Here is a 17405-nt window from a genome sequence, read left to right as displayed (position 1 = left end):
TATTATCAAATACTAAAAAAGATACGGACACTTTATCCACACGCCAAGGATAACCACAGCATGGCTGTTCGCAAGTGGATGACTCATCCGGGTTCTTCTTGCGTTCATGCCCTTTCTCCCCAGAGGTTAATGGGGCCGCACAGATCCACCATGTTTTGCACAGCTCTGCCCACTGATTTATGCCGCCAAGGTTTTACTTTCATGTCAACGCAGTCGCCGCTATCCAGAGAGAATGACCACGACGCCTGAAATAAAAGATGAATCGTTTCCCACGCACCCGCCACTGGCTGGTGTTTTGGGCTGGCCGATCGCGCATTCGCGGTCGCCATTGGTGCATGGCCATTGGCTTGATCGCTATGGGTTAGAGGGCGGCTATATTCCATTGCCTGTCCATCCCGATAATCTGGAAAACGTTCTGAAAACGCTGCCGAAGATGGGGTTTGTCGGGGTCAATGTGACCATCCCCCATAAAGAGGCCGCGCTGCGCCTGTCGGACAGCCTTACCGACCGCGCCGCATTGATCAAAGCCGCCAATACGCTGATCTTCCGCGAGGATGGAAAAATCCACGCCGATAATACGGATGGCTACGGTTTCCTTGCCAATCTTTTGCAGGAAGCGCCTGACTGGCGTCCCGATCAGGGTCCGGCCGCGGTGATCGGTGCAGGAGGCGCCGCGCGTGCTGTCGTGGCGTCGCTTCTTGAAAGCGGGGTTCCAGAGCTGCGGATCACGAACCGCACACGCCTACGCGCCGACCAGATCCGTGCTGAATTCGGCGCAAAGGTCGTCGTTTATGACTGGGCGCAGGCAGGCAACATGCTTGAAGGGGCCCATACTGCCATCAACGCCACCTCAATGGGAATGACAGGTAAAGCACCGCTTCCAGTGCCGCTGGATGCGCTTGCACCCGAAACTCTGGTGACGGATCTGGTCTATACACCGCTGATGACGGATTTTCTGAAAGAAGCACAGCAACGCGGCTGCATGGTCGTAGACGGGCTGGGAATGTTGCTGCATCAGGCCGTGCCGGGGTTTGAACGCTGGTTCGGACAACGTCCCGAGGTGGACGAAGAACTGAGACAGGCCGTATTGTGACATTCCGCCTCGGCCTTACCGGATCAATAGGAATGGGAAAATCGACAACCGTGCGGATGTTTGCCGCGCGTGGTTATCCTGTCTGGGATGCGGACGCGGCGGTGCGTCGCCTCTATGCAAAAGGCGGCGCTGCTATCGAACCGGTTGCAAAAGCATTCCCTTCGGCGCTCCGGGATTCCGCAATCGAAAAAGATGCCTTGAAAGAACAGATTTCGAACGACCCCGGCGCTTTGACGCGACTTGAAGAAATCGTTCACCCCCTGGTGGCCTCTGACCGCGCATTGTTCATAGATGAAGCCAAAGCCGCCAGTGCTGAAATCGTTGTATTGGACATACCGCTTCTCTATGAAACCGGAGCCGAATCTCAGATGGATGGCGTGGCAGTTGTTTCTACGGATGCTGCGACACAACGCAAACGGGTTCTGTCCCGCCCAGGTATGACCGAACACCAGTTCGAGCTGATAAAATCCCGGCAAATCCCCGATGCGGAAAAGCGTGCCCGTGCGGACTGGATCATCCCGACCGACAATTTACAGGCAGCAGAGCAGGCCGTCGCAGTGATCTGTCGCGAAATTCTGGAGAGTCGCGATGCGTGAGATCGTCATGGACACGGAAACGACCGGCTTCGATCCCGATCAGGGCGACCGTCTGGTCGAGATTGGCGCAGTCGAGCTTCTGAACCATCTGCCAACGGGAAGAACATTCCACAAATATGTGAACCCGCAACGGGATGTTCCCGAATCCGCAGTCGCCATCCACGGCCTGACGGCAGAGTTTCTCAGCGACAAGCCGCTTTTCTCGGAAGTTGCACAGGAATTCATGGAGTTCATTGGCAGCGATGCAAAGCTGGTGATCCATAACGCATCCTTCGATATGAAATTCATGAATGCAGAGCTTGAAAAGGTTGGCCATCCTCGCCTTCCCTGGTCTCGCGCAATAGATACGCTGGCAATGGCCCGCGAGAAGTTCCCCGGTGCACAGAACTCACTGGATGCGCTGTGCCGACGCTTCAGCATAGATAACTCGGCCCGGACGCTTCACGGCGCACTTCTGGACAGCGAAATTCTGGCGGAGGTCTATCTTGAGTTGATCGGGGGAAGGCAGCCGGATCTGGTCCTCGATGTACCGACATCACAGTCTGAACCTCAACAGCATCAGGAAAACAGCGGCGCAATGACGCGCTCAAGACCCTCCCCTTTGCCCTCGCGCCTCAGCGCCGCTGAACAGCAGTCACATGCTGATTTCATCGCGGCAATGGGCGAGGATGCCATCTGGCTGCGATATACGGCAAACCCGAGTGGTTGAACTCTGCCTGTGAAGCGGTGATGCTTGGACAGAGGCAACAGGCATAAAAGAAATGATCGAACCGCTTCGCGACATCTGGCAATTTGTCAGCGCTCTTGGTGAGCGGATGGATAAGATTCATATGGGGCTGATCGCCGCGGGCGTGGCCTTCTACGCGATGTTTGCGGTCTTTCCGGGCCTTGCTGCGATCATCGCGCTTTGGGGCCTGTGGTACGATCCTCATGTCATTCAGCAATATGTCCATGTCGGAGAGGAATTCATTCCGCCTGAGGCAATGGACATCCTTCAGGCACAGGTGGATTCGCTTGTCTCGGGCGGGCGGACATCGCTTGGCTGGACGACATTTGTATCATTCATGATCGCCACGATTGCCGCACGGGCCGGGGTGAACGCATTGGTCCGTGGCCTGAATGCCGCTTACGGGGTCCGTGCGCATTCCACCATTGTCGGGTTTATTCTGGCTTACGCGCTGACGCTTGCAATCGTCGGTGTAGTCATCATTGGCCTTCTGACGATTGTCGTCGTTCCCGTCATTCTCAATCTGTTTACCTTGGGTCCCCTCGGCGGCTGGCTGATCACGGCGCTGCCCTGGGCCGGGATGCTGCTGATCGTGATGATCGGGATCGGCATTCTGTATCGCTATGGTCCCAATGTGCACCGCCCTCGGACGCCGATCTTTACATGGGGTTCCGTGGTCGCGACAATTGCATGGGGCCTCGCATCGCTCGCTTTCTCGGCCTATCTCGGCAGTTTCAACAGCTATAACCGTATCTACGGCTCTATCGGTGCTGTCGTGGCGCTTCTGATGTGGTTCTATCTTGCGGCTTTCTCGGTCATGCTTGGAGCGATCTTCAATGTCGAACTCCGCCGCCGCCGCCGGATCGCCGCCGCCCGCGAAGCAAGAAGTTCATTGGCCGAGGAAGCGGCAGAGGCTCAGAGCGGGCCGGTCTGATACAGCCGGATCTTCAGCCCGCCATGCGCGACGATCGGACCGGGTGGCTTGAATGGCAGCGCGGTCGCTTTAGCCAGACCGGGCTCTGAGGTCACGATACCGACGCGCCAGCCCTGAAACCGGCTGCGCAACACCTCACCCATCCGCGCATGAAGCGCGAAAAGCGGCCCCTTATTGCCGACCCGCGCCCCATAAGGAGGGTTGATAATAACCAGTCCCGGAGGCCCCGAAGGTGGCATGGCATCCTCAACCGCGCCTTGCGCAAAACTGCACCACTCCGCAACGCTGGCACGCTCTGCATTCGCCTGACTCATCCGAACGGCACCCGGATCGCGGTCGGCGCCGCCAAACCGACAGGCGGGCACGACAGGCGCTGTTTCGGATTTCATCCTGGCCCAAATATCCGGATCGAAGCTGGCAAATTGCTCGAATGCAAACCCTCTGCCCCGGCCCGGCAATAATCCCGCCGAGCGTTCCGCAGCCTCAATCATGAATGTCCCAGAGCCGCACATGGGATCGAAAACCGGCTCTTCCTCGGTAAAACCGCATTCCCGAAGAAACGCCGCCGCCATCGTCTCACGCATCGGAGCCTTCGCGACAGCCTCTTTATACCCACGCTTATGCAGGCTCTCTCCCGAGGAATCCAGGCTGATAACCGCCAGATCGTCCTCTATGCGAAGCTTGATGACGGTGATTGCATCCTTGCTGATCGGCGCACCCAGTTCCTCGCGAATGGCGCGTTCGATCCTCTGCGCTGCCGCGCCTGCATGGTAGATACGCGATTTCCGGCAGCTTGCCTCGACCCGGACAGGCAGATCTGGCCGCAGAATATCGGCCCAGGGCAGCTTGCGGGCCCGTTTATCAAGCTGCGCAAGATGCATGGCGCGAAATTCCGCGAACCGGACCAGCACCCGTGTCGCGCAGCGCAACGTCAGATTTGCACGCCAGATCTCGGGCCAGTTCCCCCTTGTTTCCACCCCGCCCGGAACGATTACCGGATCAGCAAAACCAAGCTCCCGCGCCTCATCGGCCAGAGGCTTTTCCAGCCCCGGCGTCGCAACCAGAAAAATACCAAAATCGCTCAGCTTGCGCCCAACCCTTCGGTTGACGCGAAGAACATTGCCTGACTCAGCGCCGAACTGACCTGATCTTCGCTGTAGGGTTTCGAGATCAGGAATGCGGGTTCGGGCCGATCCCCGGTCAGCAGGCGCTCGGGGAAGGCAGTGATGAAGATCACCGGCAGTTCGCCCAGAGACCCCAGAAGCTCATTCACGGCGTCGATACCGGAGGATCCGTCCGCAAGCTGGATATCGGCAAGGATCAGATCCGGGCGCTGCTCTGATGCAAGCTGAACAGCGGCGGAATGCGTACGGGCGATCCCGGTTACCTCGTGGCCCATCGCCTGCACGATCCCTTTAAGATCCATTGCGATGATTGTCTCATCCTCGATAATCATGACCTTGCCGCGCACTGACTGGCTCATTTCGTCCATTGCGATACGGACAAGTTCTTCAGCCTCGGCAGCGTCGATTCCCATGATCTCGCCAATCTGGTCGAAGCGCAGGCTTTCTATCGAGTTCAGAAGCAATGCCTCACGCGAATTCGGGGTCAGCTTCGACAGATGCGCTTGTGCACGCTGGCCACGCTCTCCGCCATCGGCTTCCGAGATGGGCTGGCCGCTGGATTCCCAGAGGGCGTGAAATGCCCGGAACAGGCCGACGCGGGGATCGAGCCCATCCATGACGCTGCGATCTGCAAGAATTGCCTCTAGCGCCGCCGCGGCATAGTTATCGCCGGCGGTCTGGCTGCCCGTAAGGGCGCGCGCATAGCGGCGCAGGAACGGAAGTTCACGTCCGATAGACTTGGCAAGCTCGGCAGAAGACATATAAACCTCGATCATCGCGGCCCTAAATGGAACCTCTTCATCCTCTAGCGGTTGAGCGGCGTGCGCACAAGATTGTCGGGATTAACAAAAACATGACGAGCAAGCGGGATGAACGCAAGAAAACTGCTCTGGACAAGCAAATCGATGATAACCTGAAGCGAGTCTACGAACAGGACAGCGAGCAGGAGGTCCCCGACCGGTTTCTTGCGTTATTAGAAAAACTGCGCGAGCAGGAGTAATTTTATGGCTCAGAACGCCAATCTTTCGCAGGAACAGAAATCCGGCGAATCTCCTCGTGACGAACTGGTCGATCATTTGCCCGCTCTGCGTGCCTTTGCACTCTCCCTGACTCGTGACGGTGCGTCCGCCGACGATCTGGTACAGGATACCATCGTCAAGGCATGGACGAATATAGATAAGTTTCAGGCCGGCACGAATCTGCGCGCCTGGCTGTTTACCATTCTGCGGAACACATTCTATTCCGCACGCCGCAAGACCAAGCGCGAAGTATCGGATGCGGATGGTATCCATGCCGCGCGGCTTGCGACAAGGCCGGAACATGACGGGCGGCTGGCGCTGAACGATTTCCGCGCTGCTTTCGAGAAGCTTCCCGATGAACAGCGCGAGGCGTTGATTCTGGTCGGCGCGTCGGGGTTTTCCTATGAGGAAGCCGCTCAGATGACCGGCGTTGCCGTTGGCACGGTGAAATCCCGCGCGAACCGGGGCCGCCGCAGACTGGCCGAGCTTCTTCATCTTGAAGACGGCGAAGAGCTGGAAATGACCGACCGCGCGACGCTTGCAGCGATGGCGTCGAACGCCCCCGTCATGCGCTGAGCCGTCATGCTGCGGGAACTTGCAGAAACGCTGCAGTTCACCAAGGGTCTCGGCTTTCGTCTTGCTGCGCTTCTGTCGGTGGCGATCCTGCCCATCGGGCTGATGTCGCTGATCCAGACAATGTATCTGTCGGGCGAAGCCGAACGCTCGGCGGAAACTGCGATTGTCGGGCGGACCGGGGCCGCCGCCGCCGGAGAGCGTGCCTTGCTGCAAAGCGCACTCGGGACCGCCGATGCGCTTGGCCCGGCAGTGCTTCGCGATATCGACGATCCGGAAGCCTGTTCGGAAATGCTGCGGGCCTTTGTCGAGCGTGGCGCGACCTATGTTTATGCTGGATTTACCCGGATCGACGGCGTCTCGAACTGTAATTCAGCCGGTGAGACACGTCAGCTGAACGGTTTTGCCGCCTATGAATATTTCATCGCAAACCCGACGACGATGGTTGTTCCGCTGCGTCAGGGTGCCGTATCTGGCCGCTCTGTCGTCGTCGTGGCGCAGCCTTTGTATCGCGACCGTGAATTGCTGGGTTATGTGGCCCTGTCCCTGTCGCAGGATCTTCTGCATTCGACGCATAGTTCGATCTACAGCTCTGAGGGGACGCGGACGATCACCTTCAATGTCGAGGGGGATATTCTTTCGGCAGATGATAATGTGGTACAGGAAATCAGCGGTGCATTGCCCCGGAACGAAACCCTGCGCAGCCTGATTTCGCGGGCTGAAACCACCTTTTCAGATGTGACGGCATCGGGTGAACAGCGGGTTTTCGCCGTCGTTTCCGTAGTGCCGGGTCTGGTCTATGCGCTTGGCAGCTTCAGTCCGATGGAGGCGGGTGTACAGGGCTATCGCGTGACCAAGCTGACGGCTGTTCTGTTTGCCGTGGCATTATGGGCAGTGTCGCTTGGGGTTGCCTATTACGCGGTTTACCGGCTGGTGCTGCGCCATGTGCGCGAACTCCGCAGCCAAATGCGCCGCTTTGCCGTCGGAGACCGTGCCGCGCCGCCGCGTATCATCAAGGATGCCCCGACCGAAATCGCGGATGTCAGTCGCACTTTTCATAATATGGTGCGTATTCTGAACCGCGACGAAGCCGCTCTGGAGGCTGCTATCGACGAAAAGACGGTGCTGCTGAAGGAGGTCCATCACCGGGTAAAAAATAACCTTCAGCTTATCGCGTCGATCATCTCGATGCAGGGCAGGGTCATCAGTGATGACGATGCCAAGCGCGTGCTGCGCTCGGTGCAGGATCGTGTCGCATCGCTCGCGTCGATCTATAAGAATCTGTATCAGGCGGAGCATCTGGAATCTGTCGACGCTGATCGGCTCATATCAGAGATTATCAATCAGATGACTCGCGCATCCAGCAGCCCCGATCACCGGCTAAAGGTGGAAACCGATATCGAGCCGCTGATCCTGCAACCCGATCAGGCGGTGCCGCTGACCCTTCTGACGAATGAAGCATTCACCAACGCGCTGAAATATGCCGGTACTCCTGACGGCTCGGGTGAGGCGCATGTGCGCGTGGAGCTTAAACGTGTCGATGACGACCATGCCCGGCTGGAGGTCACGAATTCGATCGGCACTCAGGATCGCGAAATGGACGGGACCGGGCTTGGCAGCCAGCTTATCGAGGCCTTCGCCGAACAGTTGGAGGGCAAGGCCGTCACCAAGGCCACGGATACGGAATTTACCCTGTCCCTTGTCTTCCGCACCGAAGAAATCCGCCCGCTTCCGATCGAGGATCGCGCCGTGGTTCTGACCTCTGCCGCGCGGGATGGCGCCCGGCACTGACGGGCGGGGTTTCCATCGCCCGGCGCAGATTGTAGCGTCCGCCGCGAAGCCACAGGAGTTCACATGAACCGCGAAAAACTTGGACAAAGCGGCCTCGATGTCAGCGCGTTCTGTCTTGGGACGATGACCTTCGGCAACCAGACCGATGAGTCGGACGCCCATGCCCAGCTTGACCGGGCTCTGGATGCCGGGATCACGTTTTTGGATTGCGCCGAAATGTATCCGGTCAATCCGGTCAGGACAGAAACGGTCGGGCGCTCCGAGGAATATATCGGCAACTGGCTGGCCCGCATCGGTCGCCGGGACAAGGTCGAAATCGCCACCAAGATCACCGGCGACAGTGCCGTCGTGCGGGATGGTGAGGGGATCACTTACGACTCGGTTCTGCGCTGTGTCGAGGACTCTCTGCGGCGGCTTCAGACGGATGTGATCGACCTGTATCAGCTTCACTGGCCGATGCGGGGAAGCTATAATTTCCGCCAGAACTGGAATTATGACCCCTCGGGTCAGGACCGGCGGCAGAATATCGACCATTTTCAGGAAATCCTGCGTGCGATGGATACCGTCATTCACGAAGGAAAAGTGCGTCATTTCGGTCTGTCGAATGAGACGGTATGGGGCACGCTGCGCTGGATCGACACCGCAGAGCGTCAGGATGCCGCCCGCGTCGTGTCGGTGCAGAACGAATATTCGCTGATCTGCCGCCTTTACGACACCGACTTTGCCGAGCTTGCCGTGAATGAGAAGGTGACGCTTCTGGCCTATTCGCCTCTGGCTGCGGGGCTTCTGACCGGCAAATATCAGAACGGAGCCATCCCTGAGGGCAGCCGTATGGCGGCGGATATCGCCAGTGGCGGCAAGGGCAATCTCGGCGGACGCAAATCCGCGCGGGTCTTCGACGCGGTGGCCGCTTATCACGATCTGGCCCGTGAATACGGGATTGACCCGGTTCACATGGCGCTTGCATGGCTGAAAACCCGGCCCTTCCCGGTGGTGCCGATCCTCGGCGCGACCAGTCTTTCTCAACTGGAACATCAACTGGCCGGGCTGGATACTGCCATCCCGGACGATCTCAGGACCGCAATCGACGATCTGCACCGCGCATGGCCGATGCCTTACTGACCCTTGGCGGAGACGTCTCCCTGACCGAAGCACTCGGCCGCGCCATCGCGACCGAGTTGCGTGCCGGTGACACGATCCTTTTTGAAGGCCCGGTTGGGGCGGGCAAATCCCTTCTGGCGCGGACGCTGATCCGGGCGCATCTGAACAACCCTTCGGAAGATGTCCCCAGCCCGACATTCACTCTGGTTCAGACCTATGATGCCGATGTGCCGGTCTGGCATGCGGATCTGTACCGGCTGACCGATCCCGCCGAGATTGAAGAACTTGGCCTGACCGATGCCATGTCTGGTTCCATCACGCTGATCGAATGGCCGGACCGCATGGAAAGGGTCGATGATGCGCTGACCATTCGCCTTTCAACCCTGCCTGATCCCGAAATCCGGCATATCGAACTTCTCGGCGATGCCGGGCGGTGGAGCCATATTGTCCGTGCAGCGCAGCGAGCCGCTTTCATCCAGTCCGCAGACTGGGCCGATGCAAGGGTAGAGTTTCTTGCAGGCGATGCCTCGGCGCGGCGCTATTTTCGTCTGACGGGCGAAAAGGGTCAGGCGGTGCTGATGGATGCCGACCCCGAAACGCTGGCATCCTATCTTGCAATGACGCTCTGGCTTGAGGAGCGCGGTTTCACCGTTCCACAGATCCATGCTGCGGATCGGACGCTTGGCCTCGCACTCATCGAGGATTTCGGGGATGCTCAGCTTGCCCGTGTGATCGACGCGCAGCCCATGATGGCAGAGCCGCTTTATACCCGGATCGCGTCTTTGCTTGCGCGGTTGTCTTCTTACCCGCCTGCGCCGGGCATTCTCGCGCTCGACGGGCCGGAAATGGCGCGGCAGGTGGGGCTTTTCGCCGAGTGGTATCCCTCTGCCGCAGGTGCCGGTCAGGAGGCGCAACAGGCCGCAGATCAGATCGGCCTCTGTATCGAAAAGCTTCATGCGCGGCTTTGTGCGGATATGGCTCCGGTCACGAGCCTGCGCGATTTTCACGCGGAAAACATCATTCTGACGCCGGATGATCGTCTGGGTCTGCTGGATTTTCAGGACGCTGTTGCGGCGCATCCCGGCTATGACCTTGCATCGGCTTTGCATGATCCAAGGCGAACCCTGTCAGAGCAGGTTGAACAGGCCACCATTGCCCGGTTTCTGGACGAGACCGGGCTTGATCCCCATCGTTTCAGGCCCGCCTTTGCCTTGCTGAGTGCGCAGCGTAACCTGCGGATCATGGGAATTTTCACACGGCTTTGCCTGCGGGACGGAAAAACGCGCTATCTGGACTTCATGCCGAGAAGCTGGCAGCTCATCCAGAAGGTGCTTGCCTTGCCCGAACTGGCAGAGCTGTCGGATCTGGTTTCCCGTCAGCCCGCCCCGTCAACAGAGATAATCGAAAGGATCAGGTCGCAATGTCCCTGCCCCTGATGATCTTCGCCGCCGGTAAGGGAACCCGCATGGCGCCTCTGACCGACACGACGCCGAAACCGCTTCTGAAGGTCTCGGGCCGGACATTGCTTGACCGCGCAATCGATCTGGGGCGCGAGGCCGGTGTCGGGCGGATCGTGGTCAATGCGCATTATCTGGGCGGGCAGATCCATGACCATCTGGCAGGAGGTGATATCCTCATTTCGGATGAAACCGATGCGCTTCTGGAAACCGGCGGCGGGTTGCGCAAGGCTTTACCGCTTCTCGGGGGCGGGGCGGTGATGACGCTTAACCCGGATGTGGTTTGGACCGGACCCAACCCGCTTTCCGCATTGCAGATGGCCTGGGACCCTCAGCGGATGGACTGCCTGCTGATGCTGCTTCCACGGGATCGCGCACGGGGCCGGGTTGGGCCGGGGGACTTTACCCTCAGCCATACCGGCAAGATTAGCCGGGGCGGAGATATGGTCTATGTAGGCTGTCAGATCTGCAAGACAGAGCGTCTGGCCGAGATCCGAGAGGACGTGTTTTCGCTGAACAGCCTGTGGGATCTGATGATCGCGGACGGGCGAGCCTATGGGATTTCCCATATTGGCGAGTGGTGCGATGTCGGCAGGCCGGAAACCATCGCGCTTGCCGAAGAGATGCTGGCTGAAGATGTGGTCTGACTGGCAATCGGGGATCTTCGCGCTTCCGCCAGGCGCGGATTTCTGCCGTGCCGTGGCCGAAGGCCTGATCGACCGCTGCCGCGACAAGCCGCCAGAGGCGATGGCGGCGGTCACCGTTTATGTGAACTCGGGCCGGACGCTGAGAACGCTGCGGAATGCGTTTGACGATCATGCGGCAGAGCACGGGCCGCTGTTACTGCCGAAGATGCGGCTGCTCAGTGACCTTGGGGCGGCGCTGCCCGGCGAAACCGCTTCGCCTTTGGCGCGGATGCTGGAATTGGGCAATCTGGTCTCGCGGCTGATCGACCGTGATCCCGGCCTTGGTGCGGGTCAGTCCGTTCCCGAACTGGCCGAGTCTCTTGCCGATCTGATGGCCGAAATGCAGACGGAAGGGTGCGGTCCCGAAAGCCTCGAACGCATCGACACGCGTGAACATGCCGCGCATTGGCAGCGTTCACTGGCCTTTCTGAAAATCGCGGCGCAGTTCTATCTTTCCGATCCGCCCGTCGATCCGCAGGCGCGTCAGCGCCGCATGGCCGAGATTTTGGCTGCGGACTGGGCCGGGAAAACCAAGCTGCCAGATGCGCCGATTATGGCGGTGGGCTCGACCGGATCGCATGGCGCGACGCGGCTTTTCCTGCGTGCTCTGGCAGAGATTCCGTTGGGAACCGTGGTACTGCCCGGCTATGATTTCGAGCAACCGGAAGAGATCTGGTCCTCCCTTTCCGATCAGGCTGACGACCATCCGCAGGCAAGGCTTGCCGCTTTGCGTTTCCGGCCTGTCCGGCCCTGGCTGCCTCAGCCGCAGAATGACCGCAATCGGCTGGTGTCGCTTGCGCTGCGGCCTGCGCCTGTCACTGATCAGTGGATTGATGAAGGCCCATCCCTGCCGCCTCTGGCCGAGGCGACGGCGGGGCTGACCCTGATCGAGGCCGATCAGCCGCAAGAGGAAGCGGACGCCATTGCCGTTCTGATACGCGATGCGGTCGGGCAGGGCCGGGCGACCCGGATCTTTGCCGCGGATCGCAGTCTGGTTCGCCGCATCGCTGCCGCTCTGGATCGCTGGAATCTGGAGATCGACGACAGCGCGGGGTCTCCGCTGGAATTATCGCCGCAGGGATTATTCCTCAGGCATGTTGCGGCAACGTTCGGCAGGAAGCTGACCATAGATACGGTGCTGACCCTGCTGAAGCATCCGATCACGGCGACCGGGTCATCCTTCGGCGACGCGCTTCGGCAGACCCGCGATCTGGAACTGCATCTGCGTCGCCACGGACCGGCATTTCCCGATGCAGAATTTCTGGCCGATTGGGGAACGCGCGGCGATGAGGCGCGGAAGCTCTGGTCCGATTGGTTGGGTGAGGCGGTGGCGATCATCGGCGCTTCGGAAGAGGACAGATCGCGCAGGCCGGTGTTAGAGCGGATCGAAGCGCATCTGCGGCTGGCCTCACATCTGGCAGCGGGGCCGGGCGGGCAGGTTGCGGAATCCCGGCTGTGGAGAGAGGCCGCAGGTCTTGCGGCAAGGACGGTGATGGATCACCTTGCCGCCCATGCCGACCGCGCACAGCCAATGGGTCCTTATGATTATGCCGAGCTGATAGATACGCAGCTTGCCGGACAGGCGGTGCGTTCGCGCGATCTCGGCCATCCGCTGATCCGCGCCTGCGGTACGCGTGAAGCACGGACGGAGGTCAATCTGTCGGATGGTGCGCTTGTGGTGCTGGCGGGGCTGACCGAAGGTGGCTGGCCACAAAGCCTGCCGCCCGATCCGTGGCTGTCCCGCACTATGAGGCAGGAAGCGGGACTGACCGTGCCGGAGCGGCAGATCGGTCTGTCGGCGCATGATTTTCAGCAGGCGATTGCCGCGCCCGAGGTGGTGCTGACCCGCGCCCGCAAGGATGCCGATGCCGAAGCGATCCCCTCACGCTGGCTGAATCGCCTGACCAATCTGATGAGCGGTTTGCCGGAAAGGGACGGTCCCGCCGCACTGGATGCCATGCGCCATCGCGGGGATCGCTGGCTTGCCCTTGCGCGGAGGATGTCCCTGCCCCGATACCGGACGGACCCCGCTCCGCGCCCTGCCCCTGTGCCGCCTGCCCCGGCATTTTCAGCGATCTCGGTGACGCAGGTGCGGACGCTGATCCGCGATCCTTACGCGATCTATGCCGACAAGGTTCTGGGCCTGCGCCCGCTGGACCCTCTGCGCCCCGAGCCGGGGGCCGCGTTGCGCGGCCAAGTGTTGCACAAGGTCGCGGAACGGTTGCTTCGGCCTCCTCCGGACCCGGATATCGGGGTTGATGCGCTGCACGAGCGGTTTCTGGCGATCACCCGGCAGGTTCTGGCCGAGGAAGTACCCTGGCCCGCCGCCCGCGCCTTCTGGCAGGCAAGGATGGAGCGGATCTCGGCCCGGATCGCGCGGGATGAGCTGAACAGGCTTCAGCGGGGGCGTCCTCAGGTCGTGGAAACCAGCCATCGCCTGCCGGTGCCGGGTCTGACTCTGCATCTGACGGCGAAACCGGACCGGATCGATCTTCTCGACGGCGGTGCGGTCGCGCATGTCTATGACTATAAATCCGGCAAGCCGCCGAGCGATGATGAAATGGCGCATTTCGACAAGCAGCTTATGCTGGAAGCTGTGATGGTGATGAAAGGCGCGTTCCCCTCGCTTGGGCCAATCGGGGTTGATGGGATCAGTTATATCCAGCTTGGCGGCGAGGGTGCCACGCTGCCACGCAAATTCTCGCCCGAGATGGCAGAGGAGACCTGGCAGAAATTCATCCTGCTTGCCCGCAGCTATCTGCAACTGGGTTATGGGTTCAGCGCACGCAGGGCATTGCAGAAAACGACGGATCACAGCGATTACGATCATCTGTCCCGTTTCGGGGAATGGGGTGCGGGCGACCTGCCGGTCAAGATGAAGGTGGGCGATCATGACTGATACACCAGAGGGCGAAACCCTTCCGCCGCCCGATGACGCCACATCCCGCCAGATCACGGCATCGCGGCCTGATCGGTCCACCTGGCTGACCGCGAATGCAGGCTCGGGCAAGACGCGGGTTCTGACCGACCGGGTGGCACGGCTGCTTTTGTCGGGGACACGGCCCGAGCGGGTGCTGTGCCTGACCTATACCAAGGCCGCCGCGACCGAGATGCAGAACCGGCTGCTGAAACGTCTTGGCGAATGGGCGATGCTGCCCGATGACAGGCTGATCGCGGCGCTGCGCGATCTGGGCGTCACCGATGCGCCTGACCTGCCCGCCGCGCGGCGGCTTTTCGCGCAGGCCATCGAGACTCCGGGCGGGTTGAAGGTCCAGACGATCCACAGCTTCTGCGCCTCGTTGCTGCGCCGCTTTCCGCTTGAAGCCGGGGTGCCGCATGGCTTCACCGAGCTTGATGAGCGTTCCGCAAAATTGCTTCGGCAGCGCGTGCTTGAGGATATGGCCGATGAGGGTGTGGCCGAAATTGGCGACATCACCTCGATCCATTCGGGCGATATGCTGGACGGGCTTCTTGCGCAGCTTGCGGGCGGGCTCGACCAGATGGGCGGAGAGCAGGCGCTGCGCGACGCTGCCGGAGTACCCGAGGGCTTCACCGAGGGGGATCTGCTGGCGCAGGTCTTTACCGGCGATGAAGCCGTCTGGATGGCTGAACTGATCCCGCTGATCGCCCGGGGCAGCACCAATGATGTCAAGCTGGCGGCGAAATTGCGGCAGGTGGACTGGGCTGCGCCGGGTCTTGTGGGGCTGGAAATTCTGGAGGGCGCGTTGCTGACCGGGTCTGGCGCTGCGATGCCCTATACCGCCAAGATCGACGGCTTGCCCACGAAGAAGCTGCGCGAAGGGGTTTGCGCGGTCTATATGGATCAGCTCAACGATCTGATGGAGCGGGTCGAAGCGGCCAGAGCGCAGCGCATCGCCCTGAAATTCGTGCAGCGCAGCGCGGCGTTGCTGCGCTTCGGGACCGAGTTTTCCCGCCGCTATCAGGCGCAGAAATCCGATGCGGGCTGGCTGGATTTCGACGATCTTATCACCCGGACCGCCACGCTTTTATCGGATGCGGCGATGGCGCAATGGGTGCTGTTCCGTCTGGATGGCGGCATTGACCATATCCTTGTCGATGAGGCGCAGGATACCTCTCCCGAGCAATGGTGCGTTGTCGAAAGGCTGACCGCCGAATTCACCGCCGGGGAACTGGACAGGGTGCGGACCCTGTTTGTCGTGGGCGATCCGAAACAGTCGATCTATTCGTTTCAGGGTGCCGATATTGCGGTTTTCGAAGATCGGCAAAAGGAATTCGACCGGGATTTCGCTGCCGTTCAGCGTCCGATGCAGCAGCTAGATCTGGAATATTCCTTCCGTTCCTCTCCGGCTATTCTGCGTGCCGTGGATGCGACATTTGCGGGCGAAGCGGGGCGGGGTCTGGGACAGGACAGCCATCACCGTGCCTTCCTTGCCGACCGTCCGGGCCGTGTCGATCTGTGGCCGCCGGTTGAGCCCCCGGAAAAGACCGAAGATCTTCCCTGGGAAGAACCCGTCGATCAGCTTGCGCCCGATGCCGCCCCGACACAGCTGGCCGAAGAGATCGCACGGCAGATTTCGGCGATGCTCGATCCGGTCTCTGGCGCATCCATCACCACGCGCGAGGGAATCCGGCGGCTGGATGCAGGCGATATTCTGATCCTCGTTCAGGGCCGCAGATCGCCCCTCTTCAGCGAAATCATTCGGGCGCTGAAGGCGGCTGAGTTGCCTGTCGCGGGGGCCGACCGGCTGAAGCTGGCGGCAGAGCTTGCCGTCAGGGATATCCGCGCCATGCTGAATTTCCTTGCGACGCCCGAGGATGATCTGTCACTGGCCGCGTTGCTGCGCTCGCCGCTGATCGGTCTGGATGAGGATGCGCTGTTCCGTCTGGCGCATGGCCGGGAGAAGCGGGAATATCTGTGGCGCAGACTGCGCGACTCTGATCATGCGGAAGCGCAGGAATTGCTGAGCGATATGCTGCGCCATACCAGCCTGCGTCCCTTCGATCTGATCTCGCGATTGCTGAACCGTCATTCGGGGCGCGAGCGTCTGCTGGCCCGGCTTGGACCCGAGGCCGAGGACGGCATTGACGAATTGCTGACTCAGGCTCTGGCATATGAACGCAGCGAGGTTCCGTCGCTGACCGGGTTTCTTGTCTGGCTGTCAGCCGATGATGTCGAGATTCGACGCCAGCCCGGATCGGGCGAGGGCCTGATCCGGGTGATGACCGTGCATGGCTCTAAGGGTCTGGAAAGCCCGGTGGTTATCCTGCCCGATACAAAGAAAAGAAACGCCTACCGTCCGCCCGAAGTTCTGCGCCGGGGCGATGCTCCGCCCCTGCTTACCGGCACGACAGTGGAGCGGCCCGATTTCGCGCAGGATGCAGTCAGCGAAGCCGCGCAGCGCGATGCCGAGGAACGGAAACGGCTGCTTTATGTGGCCATGACCCGTGCGGAAAGCTGGCTGATCGTTGCTTCTGCCGGCGATCCGGGCGCGGGCGAGGAAAGCTGGTATGCGATGATGCGTGACGGGCTTGCCGCAAGCGGGCTTGAGGAGACGCAGCTTGAGGGCGGGTTGGGTCCGGTGACGCGTTACAGCTTCGGTGACTGGCCGGATGCTCCGGCGGCGGAACGTCAGCCGAAGCCCCCTGCCCCCGATGCGCCCTGGTTGTGGACCGCTCCGCCGGAAGCTGCGCCGCGAAAACTGCCCTTATCCGCATCCGGTCTGGGTGGGGCGAAGGCGCTGCCGGGTCCTGACGGAAACGATCCCGAGGCAGCCATGCTGTTCGGCACAAGGCTGCATCTTCTGCTGGAAAACCTGCCCGATATCGCGCATTCGGAATGGCATGATCGCGCCCGCGACATGCTGTCGGGCAGCGAGGGCGGTCTGCCCGATGCAGAAATGCTGCAAACACTGATCGAAGAGGCTCGCGCGGTGATCGAGGCGCCGCCTCTCGCCGGGCTGTTCGATATTCCGGGCGATGAAACCGTGATGACCGAGGTTGAGCTGGCGTTTTCCTTGCCCGGGCGCGGCCCGGTTCGCGGCATTGTCGACCGGCTTATCGTCGGGCCGGATCGTGTCAGCCTGATAGACTATAAAAGCAACATGACGGTTCCCGACCGTCCCGAGGCCACGCCGCAAGGCATATTGCGGCAGATGGCGGCCTATCGTTCCGCCTTATCCCGCATCTATCCGGGGCGAATGCTTCGCACCGGCATCCTGTGGACTTCGCGGCGCGAGGTGATGTGGCTGCGGGATGAGATACTGGATCGGGTGGCCGCTTCCCTTGACCCGGCAGGTCCGGCTGCATAGCTGTAACTCAATTC

At 60.7% G+C, this 17405-nt stretch carries 14 protein-coding genes; 12 read left to right on the top strand and 2 right to left on the bottom strand.

Features of this window, described 5'->3' with window-relative positions; all coding sequences use genetic code 11:
- The first annotated feature begins 232 nt into the window (after window positions 1–232).
- The 4 genes from PAE61_RS16075 to PAE61_RS16060 are packed head-to-tail and all read left to right on the top strand — an operon-like array spanning window position 233 to window position 3350.
- Window positions 233–1093 carry a shikimate dehydrogenase gene (locus PAE61_RS16075; protein WP_271113352.1) on the top strand — a complete coding sequence of 287 codons (861 nt, stop codon included), beginning with the start codon at window positions 233–235 and terminating at the stop codon, window positions 1091–1093.
- Window positions 1090–1689 carry a dephospho-CoA kinase gene (coaE, locus tag PAE61_RS16070; protein ID WP_271113351.1) on the top strand — a complete coding sequence of 200 codons (600 nt, stop codon included), beginning with the start codon at window positions 1090–1092 and terminating at the stop codon, window positions 1687–1689. Before PAE61_RS16075 ends, coaE begins: the two co-directional genes overlap by 4 nt.
- Window positions 1682–2398 (top strand): DNA polymerase III subunit epsilon, encoded by a 717-nt coding sequence (gene dnaQ, locus PAE61_RS16065; protein ID WP_271113350.1) that lies wholly within the window; start codon window positions 1682–1684, stop codon window positions 2396–2398. The genes coaE and dnaQ overlap by 8 nt, the downstream gene beginning before the upstream one ends.
- A 52-nt stretch (window positions 2399–2450) precedes the next feature.
- Complete coding sequence (locus PAE61_RS16060) at window positions 2451–3350, top strand: YihY/virulence factor BrkB family protein (RefSeq protein ID WP_271113349.1); 900 nt, start codon at window positions 2451–2453, stop codon at window positions 3348–3350.
- Here PAE61_RS16060 and PAE61_RS16055 read toward each other — a convergent pair.
- Together PAE61_RS16055 and PAE61_RS16050 are read right to left on the bottom strand one after the other, a co-directional pair.
- Complete coding sequence (locus PAE61_RS16055) at window positions 3332–4435, bottom strand: THUMP domain-containing class I SAM-dependent RNA methyltransferase (protein WP_271115176.1); 1104 nt, start codon at window positions 4433–4435, stop codon at window positions 3332–3334. The two genes, PAE61_RS16060 and PAE61_RS16055, sit on opposite strands and share 19 nt — an antisense overlap.
- Window positions 4432–5235 (bottom strand): response regulator, encoded by an 804-nt coding sequence (locus tag PAE61_RS16050; protein ID WP_271115175.1) that lies wholly within the window; start codon window positions 5233–5235, stop codon window positions 4432–4434. Before PAE61_RS16050 ends, PAE61_RS16055 begins: the two co-directional genes overlap by 4 nt.
- 26 nt (window positions 5236–5261) lie before the next feature.
- Between PAE61_RS16050 and PAE61_RS16045 the strand changes: the two genes are divergently transcribed.
- The 8 genes from PAE61_RS16045 (at window position 5262) to addA (ending at window position 17391) form a co-directional block, all read left to right on the top strand.
- Entirely contained in the window at window positions 5262–5474 is a 213-nt protein-coding gene (locus PAE61_RS16045; protein ID WP_271113348.1) for a NepR family anti-sigma factor, read from the top strand.
- 4 nt (window positions 5475–5478) lie between these two features.
- Window positions 5479–6069 (top strand): RNA polymerase sigma factor, encoded by a 591-nt coding sequence (locus tag PAE61_RS16040; protein WP_271113347.1) that lies wholly within the window; start codon window positions 5479–5481, stop codon window positions 6067–6069.
- Window positions 6070–6075: 6 nt separating this feature from the next.
- Window positions 6076–7857, top strand: a complete 1782-nt coding sequence (locus tag PAE61_RS16035; RefSeq protein WP_271113346.1) for a sensor histidine kinase — start codon at window positions 6076–6078, stop codon at window positions 7855–7857.
- Window positions 7858–7920: 63 nt separating this feature from the next.
- A complete protein-coding gene (locus PAE61_RS16030; protein ID WP_271113345.1) occupies window positions 7921–8979 on the top strand; it encodes an aldo/keto reductase in 1059 nt (352 codons plus the stop codon).
- Entirely contained in the window at window positions 8961–10394 is a 1434-nt protein-coding gene (gene tsaE, locus PAE61_RS16025; protein WP_271113344.1) for a tRNA (adenosine(37)-N6)-threonylcarbamoyltransferase complex ATPase subunit type 1 TsaE, read from the top strand. The genes PAE61_RS16030 and tsaE overlap by 19 nt, the downstream gene beginning before the upstream one ends.
- On the top strand, window positions 10379–11062 hold the full coding sequence (locus PAE61_RS16020; RefSeq protein WP_271113343.1) for a nucleotidyltransferase family protein: 684 nt from the start codon (window positions 10379–10381) through the stop codon (window positions 11060–11062). The genes tsaE and PAE61_RS16020 overlap by 16 nt, the downstream gene beginning before the upstream one ends.
- Window positions 11028–14000 carry a double-strand break repair protein AddB gene (gene addB / locus PAE61_RS16015; protein ID WP_271113342.1) on the top strand — a complete coding sequence of 991 codons (2973 nt, stop codon included), beginning with the start codon at window positions 11028–11030 and terminating at the stop codon, window positions 13998–14000. The genes PAE61_RS16020 and addB overlap by 35 nt, the downstream gene beginning before the upstream one ends.
- The gene (gene addA / locus PAE61_RS16010) at window positions 13993–17391 is read left to right on the top strand and encodes a double-strand break repair helicase AddA (RefSeq protein ID WP_271113341.1); all 3399 of its coding nucleotides are present in this window, start codon (window positions 13993–13995) and stop codon (window positions 17389–17391) included. The genes addB and addA overlap by 8 nt, the downstream gene beginning before the upstream one ends.
- Window positions 17392–17405: the final 14 nt, after the last annotated feature.

Origin of the sequence: Paracoccus aerodenitrificans (assembly GCF_027913215.1) — a bacterium.
In the GTDB taxonomy this organism is placed as follows: Bacteria; Pseudomonadota; Alphaproteobacteria; order Rhodobacterales; family Rhodobacteraceae; genus Paracoccus; species Paracoccus aerodenitrificans.
This window is presented reverse-complemented; position numbering and strand designations above follow the sequence as displayed.